Origin of the sequence: Streptomyces sp. SID11385 (genome assembly GCF_010548245.1) — a bacterium.
Taxonomy (GTDB): Bacteria; Actinomycetota; Actinomycetes; order Streptomycetales; family Streptomycetaceae; genus Streptomyces.
The window spans coordinates 1-7,708 of sequence record NZ_JAAGLR010000962.1 but is presented as its reverse complement, the minus strand read 5'-3'; the positions used below and the strand labels follow the sequence as shown (position 1 = coordinate 7,708).

The 7,708-nt window shown below is 72.1% G+C and carries 7 protein-coding genes and 1 pseudogene; 3 read left to right on the top strand and 5 right to left on the bottom strand.

Features of this window, described 5'->3' with window-relative positions:
* Together G3I42_RS37170 and G3I42_RS29260 are read right to left on the bottom strand one after the other, a co-directional pair.
* A pseudogene (locus G3I42_RS37170) lies at window positions 1-371 on the bottom strand (hypothetical protein); the annotation flags it as partial.
* A 224-nt stretch (window positions 372-595) separates the two neighbouring features.
* Complete coding sequence (locus G3I42_RS29260; RefSeq protein ID WP_203607510.1) at window positions 596-832, bottom strand: hypothetical protein; 237 nt, start codon at window positions 830-832, stop codon at window positions 596-598.
* 148 nt (window positions 833-980) lie between these two features.
* On the opposite strand from G3I42_RS29260, the gene G3I42_RS29255 reads away from it, so the two are divergent.
* On the top strand, window positions 981-2,255 hold the full coding sequence (locus G3I42_RS29255; RefSeq protein ID WP_164290764.1) for a VWA domain-containing protein: 1,275 nt from the start codon (window positions 981-983) through the stop codon (window positions 2,253-2,255).
* A complete protein-coding gene (locus G3I42_RS29250) occupies window positions 2,255-3,037 on the top strand; it encodes a hypothetical protein (protein WP_164290763.1) in 783 nt (260 codons plus the stop codon). The genes G3I42_RS29255 and G3I42_RS29250 overlap by 1 nt, the downstream gene beginning before the upstream one ends.
* A 116-nt stretch (window positions 3,038-3,153) precedes the next feature.
* On the opposite strand, the gene G3I42_RS29245 is transcribed toward G3I42_RS29250, so the two are convergent.
* The 3 genes from G3I42_RS29245 to G3I42_RS29235 all read right to left on the bottom strand — a co-directional run bounded on the left by G3I42_RS29245 (window position 3,154) and on the right by G3I42_RS29235 (window position 6,963).
* Window positions 3,154-3,507 (bottom strand): hypothetical protein, encoded by a 354-nt coding sequence (locus G3I42_RS29245; RefSeq protein ID WP_164290762.1) that lies wholly within the window; start codon window positions 3,505-3,507, stop codon window positions 3,154-3,156.
* Window positions 3,508-3,646: 139 nt separating this feature from the next.
* Window positions 3,647-5,395 carry a cytochrome c oxidase subunit I gene (gene ctaD, locus G3I42_RS29240; protein WP_239096757.1) on the bottom strand — a complete coding sequence of 583 codons (1,749 nt, stop codon included), beginning with the start codon at window positions 5,393-5,395 and terminating at the stop codon, window positions 3,647-3,649.
* A gap of 158 nt (window positions 5,396-5,553) precedes the next feature.
* Window positions 5,554-6,963: a carboxypeptidase regulatory-like domain-containing protein gene (locus G3I42_RS29235; RefSeq protein WP_164290761.1), complete on the bottom strand. Its 1,410-nt coding sequence runs from the start codon at window positions 6,961-6,963 to the stop codon at window positions 5,554-5,556.
* A 178-nt stretch (window positions 6,964-7,141) separates the two neighbouring features.
* Here G3I42_RS29235 and G3I42_RS29230 point away from each other — a divergent pair.
* On the top strand, window positions 7,142-7,708 hold a 567-nt coding region (locus G3I42_RS29230), incomplete at its 3' end, for a TetR family transcriptional regulator (protein ID WP_164290760.1).

Here is a 7,708-nt window from a genome sequence, read left to right as displayed (position 1 = left end):
TCCGCGCGGGCGCGCGGCACCTTCGCCGACTCGGCGGCGGGTGCCGCAGCGGGGTCCGCGGTGGTGGTGGCCGGAGCGGGGGCGCCGCCGCCGAGGGCCTGCTGCACCCCCGCCAGCATCCCCTGTTCGCGGGCGAGGATGTCGAGCCGCTCGCGCAGCGCGTCGATCTCCTCGGCGATCCTCGACTGCTCCTCGGTGTTGGCGTGCAGGTCGGCGGCGACCTTCGCCTCGTACTGCGCCTTGAGGTTCTGCACCTCGGTGGGGTCCTGGGTCACGGACGACTCACTTCCTGGGCGTGGTGGTGGTCCCCGGCCGGGGCCGGAGTGGTGTCTGCCGCGTCCGGTGGCCCTCCCGTCGGATGCCGCCCGCACCGGGACGCCTGTCAGGGCATCCGCCAGCGGTGCCGGGCCAGTTCGGGAACGGGGAGGGGACGTGGTGGGCCCGAGGGTACCGCCGTCGGGGCCCGTACGGGGCCGGGCCGCGGGAAGTGCACTCTCCCGTGGCAGGACGTACGAGAGAGACGTCGCGCGCACGCCCCGGAACGCGCGGCGGCGCCGGAGGGGGCCCGGCGCCGCGACGTGGTGGTGCGGGCGGCTCAGCGCGGGGTCCAGCTGTACTGGTCCCCGCCGACCCACAGCACCTTGTCGGGATCGTCGAGGTCCTCCGCGGTGAGGCCGAGAGCGAGGGCGACCGCCACCACCTCCTTCACGTTGGTGGCCTCGCCGACCACCTGCCCGTCCGCCTCGACGACGCGGAACGGCGGATGGGACGGCTGCGGAGCGAGGACCACGAGACGGGGCATCATCGAGCGGGGGCTGTCTCTCTCTGTCATGCCTCACGCGTTCCACCGGCCCGCGCCCGCCACACACCACCCGTGCGGCTACGCCCCTCCGGGGCGGCAGCCGGAGCAGAACGGGTCGTCAACTGTCCCCCGAACGGCTTATTTTGGCTTCGCGGCCGATTATCCGTACGATCCCACGATGATCTTGACGAAATACCGGGTGGCAGCCGCCGGAGGGGCGCTCGCCGTCGCGCTGGCCCTGCTGCCGGGGGCAACCGCCCAGGCCGCGGACGAGCCCGACGCGGACAAGGCGCCGCCCCAGGTGGAACTGGTCCTCGACGTCAGCGGCTCCATGCGGGCCAAGGACATCGACGGCGCTTCGCGCATGTCGGCGGCGAAGCAGTCCTTCAACGAGGTGCTCGACGCGGTCCCCGAGGACGTCGAACTCGGCATCCGCACCCTCGGCGCCGACTACCCGGGCGAGGACCGCGGGACGGGCTGCAAGGACACCCGTCAGCTCTACCCGGTCGGCCACCCGGACCGTACCGAGGCGAAGGCCGCCGTGGCGACGCTCTCCCCCACGGGGTGGACGCCCATCGGCCCGGCGCTGCTCGGCGCCGCCGACGACCTGAAGAACGGCGAGGCGAGCAAGCGCATCGTCCTGATCACGGACGGCGAGGACACCTGTCAGCGGGACCCCTGCGAGGTGGCCCGCGAGATCGCCGCGAAGGGCGTGCACCTCGTCGTCGACACGCTGGGCCTCGTGCCCGACGCGAAGACGCGCAATCAGCTCAGCTGCATCGCCGAGGCGACCGGCGGCACGTACACGACTGTCCGGCACACGAAGGAACTCTCCGGCCGCGTCAAGCAGTTGGTGCACCGGGCGGCCGACCCGGTGGTGACCCCCTCGGCGGTCTCGGGGACGGCGCAGTGCGCGCAGGCGCCCGAGCTGAAGACGGGGCTGTACAGCGACCGCGCGAAGGTCGGCGAGCACCGCTGGTACCGCGTCGAGCTGCCGCCCGGCAAGGAGTTGCGCGCGGCGGTGACCGTCTCGGCGGACCGCGCGGTGGCACCGGACAGCGGAGTGCTGCTGCGCGCGGTGACGCTGCACGGGCGCGAGATCGTACGGGGCGAGGCGACCGGGACCGGACGTACCGACGCCCTCTCGACGGGCTTGCGCTACCCGAAGCCGGAGAGCGACGACGACAGTGACGAGCCGCGGCCCGAGACGGTGTGCCTCCAGGTGGCGCACTCCTTCACCGACCAGGGCGCGAGCACCGCGAAGGCCCCCGGGCTGCCGCTGGAACTGACCGTCGATGTGGTGGGCGGTCCCTCGAACGGCTCGGACGTGGCCTCCTTCGGGCTCGGGCACGGCTGGTGGCTGCTCGGTCTGCTCGCGGTGGTGGGTCTGCTGACCGGACTGGTGTGGGGCTTCGTCTCGCGCTGGCGCGTGACGGTGTGGAGGAGCAACTGATGAGGATGCGGATCAAGCCCGGTGCCTTCGCGCGCCGCGCGGGGGCCGCGCTCGCCGCGCTGTGCCTCGCGCTCGGCCCGGCGGCCGCGGCACGGGCCGACGACGGGGACGACAAGGGGGCCGCGCCGACGGAGGCGGGCACCTCGTTCCGTACCGCGACCGCGCTCGACGTGGGAACACGCGGGACGGCGCACGCCTCGACGGGCGACTACCTGTACTGGGTGTACCCCGGCGACGCCGGGCGCTCGGCGACGGTGCGCGCGGAGGTGGAGCTCCCCGCGGCGAGTGCCCGGCACGGGGCGCAGACGTGGCAGGTCGACGTGTACGACGGGCTGCGGCGCCGGCAGGCGTGCCGCTACGGCGCCCAGACCCGTACGGTCGCGGCCGAGACCACCACGGTGCGGCTGTCGTGCACGCTGCGCACGGTCCGTGCCTGGGCCGAGCCGTGGGCGAACGACCCGCTGCCCGGCGCCTACTACGTCCGCCTGACGGTGCTCGACGCGCCCGCGCAGGACATGGGCCTGCCGGCCGACGCGGCCGTGGAGGTGTCCACGGTCGACAAGGGCGGGGCCGAGGCCGTGGGCGGCAAGCTCTCCAAGCCGCTCCTGCCGGCCGCGGCGCCGCAGGCGCCCGAACCGGAGGACGGCTGGTCCTCGGGCCGCTGGAACGACCGCTGGTGGTGGACCGGCGGCGGCGCGGTGCTCGGCGCGCTGTGCGGGATCGGCGGGTACGTGCTGACGCGCGGCCGGGGCCGGCCGCGCGGACTGCCCCCGCAGGTCTGAGCGAGGGCGCGCCCCAGTACGGCGCGCGGGAGGGGCCCGGCACCTGTCACAGGTGCCGGGCCCCTCCCGTGTTCGGCCGCCTCCCCGGCGGACGAACCCCCGCCGGGTGCCGGTGCTCAGTCCCCGGCGAAGACGGCGAGGACCCCGCACAGCAGGCTCGTGACGGCGACCGCCGTGCCGAGCACGGCGGTGGCCACGCAGCGGCGGCGCAGTCGCTCGTAGCGGGCCGTGTACTCGGCGCGCAGGCTCACCGAGCGGGCGGCGACGCGGCGCAGCATCTCCTTGGAGTCGTCGAGCCGGTCGGCGGTGTAGGCGCGCTCGATGTCCTCGCGCTGCGCGGTGGTGAGCCAGGGCAGGTGCTCGCTGAAGCACCGCGCCCGCCGCCTCGCCTCGGCCACCTCTGCGTTCCACAGCAAGTACCCCTCCAGCTGGACGAGTCCACGCGCGCTGTCGGGGGTGGGCTGCTCCACTACGGCTCCTTGCTGTCTGCGTCAGGGCTCTGTGCGTCAGTGGCTGGGTGGTTCAGGGGCTGTGCGTTTCAGGGGCTGTGCGTGTCAGAGGTCTTGGGCGTCACGGCCGGTGGGGCCGCCGTGGGGCGGCCCCACCGGTTCACTCGCCCCGGTGGTCGCGCTCGCCGGGGGCGATGGTCACGGACTCGTGCGGGGCGTTGACGGTCTGGTCCATCGCGTTGATCGCCGGGTGGTGCAGTTCGAAGGCCGGGGATTCGCTGCGGATGCGGGGCAGGGCGTCGAAGTTGTGCCGCGGGGGCGGGCAGGAGGTGGCCCACTCCAGGGAGCGGCCGAAGCCCCAGGGGTCGTCGACGCCGACCTTCTTGCCGTACTTGGCGGTCTTCCAGACGTTGTAGAAGAACGGCAGGAGCGAGAGGCCGAGGAGGAAGGAGCTGATGGTGGACGTGGTGTTGAGCCACGTGAAGCCGTCGGCCGCCAGGTAGTCGGCGTAGCGGCGGGGCATGCCCTCCGCGCCCAGCCAGTGCTGGACGAGGAAGGTGCCGTGGAAGCCGACGAAGAGGGTCCAGAAGGTGATCTTCCCGAGCCGTTCGTCGAGCATCTTGCCGGTGAACTTCGGCCACCAGAAGTGGAATCCGGCGAACATCGCGAAGACGACGGTGCCGAAGACGACGTAGTGGAAGTGCGCGACGACGAAGTACGAGTCCGAGACGTGGAAGTCGAGCGGGGGTGCCGCGAGGATGACGCCGGTCAGTCCGCCGAAGAGGAAGGTCACCAGGAAGCCGACGGACCACAGCATCGGTGTCTCGAAGGACAGGGACCCCTTCCACATGGTCCCGATCCAGTTGAAGAACTTCACGCCCGTCGGCACGGCGATGAGGAAGGTCGTGAACGAGAAGAAGGGCAGCAGCACGCCGCCCGTCACGTACATGTGGTGCGCCCAGACCGTGATGGAGAGCCCGGCGATGGCGATGGTGGCGCCGATGAGGCCCACGTAGCCGAAGACGGGCTTGCGCGAGAAGACGGGGAAGACCTCGGTGACGATGCCGAAGAACGGCAGCGCGATGATGTAGACCTCCGGGTGGCCGAAGAACCAGAAGAGATGCTGCCAGAGCAGCGGTCCGCCGTTGGCCGGGTCGAAGACGTGCGCGCCGAACTTGCGGTCCGCCTCCAGCGCGAGGAGCGCGGCGGCGAGGCAGGGGAAGGCGAAGATCACGAGCACCGAGGTGAGGAGTACGTTCCACACGAAGATCGGCATGCGGAAGGCGGTCATGCCGGGGGCGCGCATGCAGATGATCGTGGTGATGAAGTTGACGGCGCCGAGGATCGTGCCGAAGCCCTGGAAGGCGAGGCCCATGATCCACAGGTCGGGCCCGAGGCCCGTCGAGTGGACCGCGTCGGTGAGCGGCGAATAGGCGAACCACCCGAAGTCGGCGGCGCCCTGCGGGGTGAGGAAGCCGCTGACGACGATGAGGGAGCCGAAGAGGAACAACCAGTACGAGAACATGTTCAGCCGCGGGAACGCGACGTCCGGCGAGCCGATCTGGAGCGGCATGATCCAGTTGGCGAAGCCGATGAAGAGCGGGGTCGCGAACATCAGCAGCATGATCGTGCCGTGCATCGTGAACGCCTGGTTGAACTGCTCGGGCGAGATGATCTCAAGTCCCGGCCGGGCGAGTTCGGCGCGCATGACGAGGGCGAGGATGCCGCCGAGGCAGAAGAAGGTGAACGACGTGACCAGGTAGGAGGTGCCGATCACCTTGTGGTCGGTGCTGGTGATCCAGCGGATCACCCAGCCCCCTGGATACCTCTGCCGTACGGGTTCGGGGGGCGTCGGGGGACGGGAGTCCACCAGGGTGTCTGCCGAGCTCACTCGGTCTCCATTCGTCATTCGTCAAGCGGCGGGCGGGAGATCCCGCCTGCGCCCGTATGGCGACGGAAGAGTACGAACGACACGCGGCGTGCGAAGGCCGGGACGGGCGGCAACCGCCCGATCGGCCCAGTGGGGTGCACTCCGTTGGCGGAGCGCGAGGTGGGCGGAGCGCGGGCTCAGACGGTGACCGGCCGGCCCGCGAGGTGGAAGTCGTGGCGGGCGGGGTGCCCGTCCCGGATCGCGACCCGGGCGACGGCGGAGAGCCGGGAGGGGGCCGAGGCGATGACGACGACGGTCTGCTCGGCGAGCCCGGCGGCGGCGTAGGCGCCGTCGTCGTCGGTGGTGGCGCGCAGGAGTTCCCTGCCGTGGGTGCCCGTGACGGTGATGACGACGTCGCGCAGCGGGGCGCCGTCGGTGTCGGTGACGCGGCCGGTGAGCTGGGCCGGCGGGAGCAGGCTCGCGACCCGGTGCGGGGGCAGCGCCTCGGGCTGCCCGGTCTCCAGGACCGGGTCCTCGACGGGCGGTTCGGGCACGGCGGACGCGGCGGTCTCCCGGGCGGCGGCCCGGCGGGCGCGGAGTGCGCCGAGGCCGTGCAGGACGAAGCCGGCCGCGACCCAGGCGAGCAGGACGAGGACGTGCGGCACGACGTCCCTGCCGCCGAAGTAGAAGAGCCCGCGCAGGGCTTCGATGAGGTTGCCCATCGGCATGACCGGGTGGAGGGCGCGGAAGAAGCCCGGGACCATCTGCACCGGGATGGCGCCGCCGCTGGAGGGCATGCTGAGCAGCACGAACAGGCCCATGGCGACGCCGGGCAGGTACTGCTTGACGAAGGGCACGAGGCCGAGCGCGGTCTGCGAGACGGCCTGGGTCATGAGGAAGAGGAAGAGGATCGCGAGGGGGTCGTTCGGGATGACGTTCATCCAGCGGGCGACGCCGTAGGCGACGAGGGCGAGGACGGCTCCGGCGACGGCGAGGACGAGGATCTTCTCCCGCCGCCCGAAGTTCGTGGCCCGCAGCATCATCATCACCATGACGTAGGCGGGGATGGTGCAGGCGAGGACGACGTAGAAGAGGCCGGTGCCCATGCCGTCACCGGCGGCGATGGGGGCCACTTCGGTGACCTTGAGGGCGAGCTGACCGCCCGCGTGCGGGCTGTCCGCCCCGTTCGCGCTCTGCTGGGCGACGGCGGTGAACGTCTTCTGGAGGACGGATTCGAGTGAGTAGCCGTCGGCCTTGGCGGTGAAGAGTTCGGGGGCGCCGGGGCCGGCTGCGTATCCGGCGACGGCGTCGCGGTCGGTGACGGCGGCGCGGGCCGCGTGGGCGTCGTGCACCGGGACGAGGTCGAAACCGCCGGGGACGCTGTGGTCCAGCGCGCTCTGGAGGGGCGCGGCGGTGGCCGCGGGGACGGCGACCTTGACGTGGTGCGGGACCGGGTTGTGGAAGGGCAGGAGGTAGCAGACGAGGAACCCCGTGAACATGAACGCGGGGAACCACAGGGTCCGGACCAGGGTCAGGGCCTTCTCGCGCGCGGAGCCCTCGCCGCTCGCGGCCGGCTCCGAAGCCGTGCCGGGTTCCGATCGCGCCATGGGTGCCTTCGTCTCCTCGTGGATATATGTGCCTAAACCAATATTTAGCGACGCTAACATTAACGTGCAGTCGTGCAAAAATTCATTCGTGCAAGTTCTGGCACAGAGATGGCAAAATCGAGGGCGATGCCGTCCGGACGCCTCCGTACGGCGGAGGACGGACGCGGTGAGGACGACGATGCCCGAGCACAGCGCGCACACGGACGAAGCGGCCGAGGAGGACGGGGCCGGTGGGCTGCGGGCCCGCAAGAAGCTGCGGACGCGGCGGGAGCTGCGCCGGGCGGCGACGCGGCTGTACGCGGAACGGGGAGCCGCGCACGTGACCGTGCAGGACATCTGCGCGGAGGTCGGCATCTCGCCGCGTACGTTCTTCAACTACTTCGAGAGCAAGGACGACGCGGTCTTCGGGCTCGACCACCGGCTGCGGGAGCGCGTCGTGGCGGGACTCCTCGCCCGCCCGGCGGCCGAGGCCCCGCTGCCCGCACTGCGCGCGGCGATCCTCGCGGCCGTACCGGCCGTGGTGGCCTCCGACACGGAGTTCGCCCGCAGGCGGGCGCTGCTCCACGCGGAGCCCGAGCTCCTGGACCGGCCGCTGCGCAACAACCGCCGGATGGAGGAAGCGGTGACGGTCGCGCTCGCGCGCCGTACCGGGGCCGCCCCCGGCGACCTCTACCCGCACCTCGTGGCGGCGACGGGGCTCGCCGCGATGCGCGCCGCGCTGCGCGGCTGGGAGCCGCGGACCGGC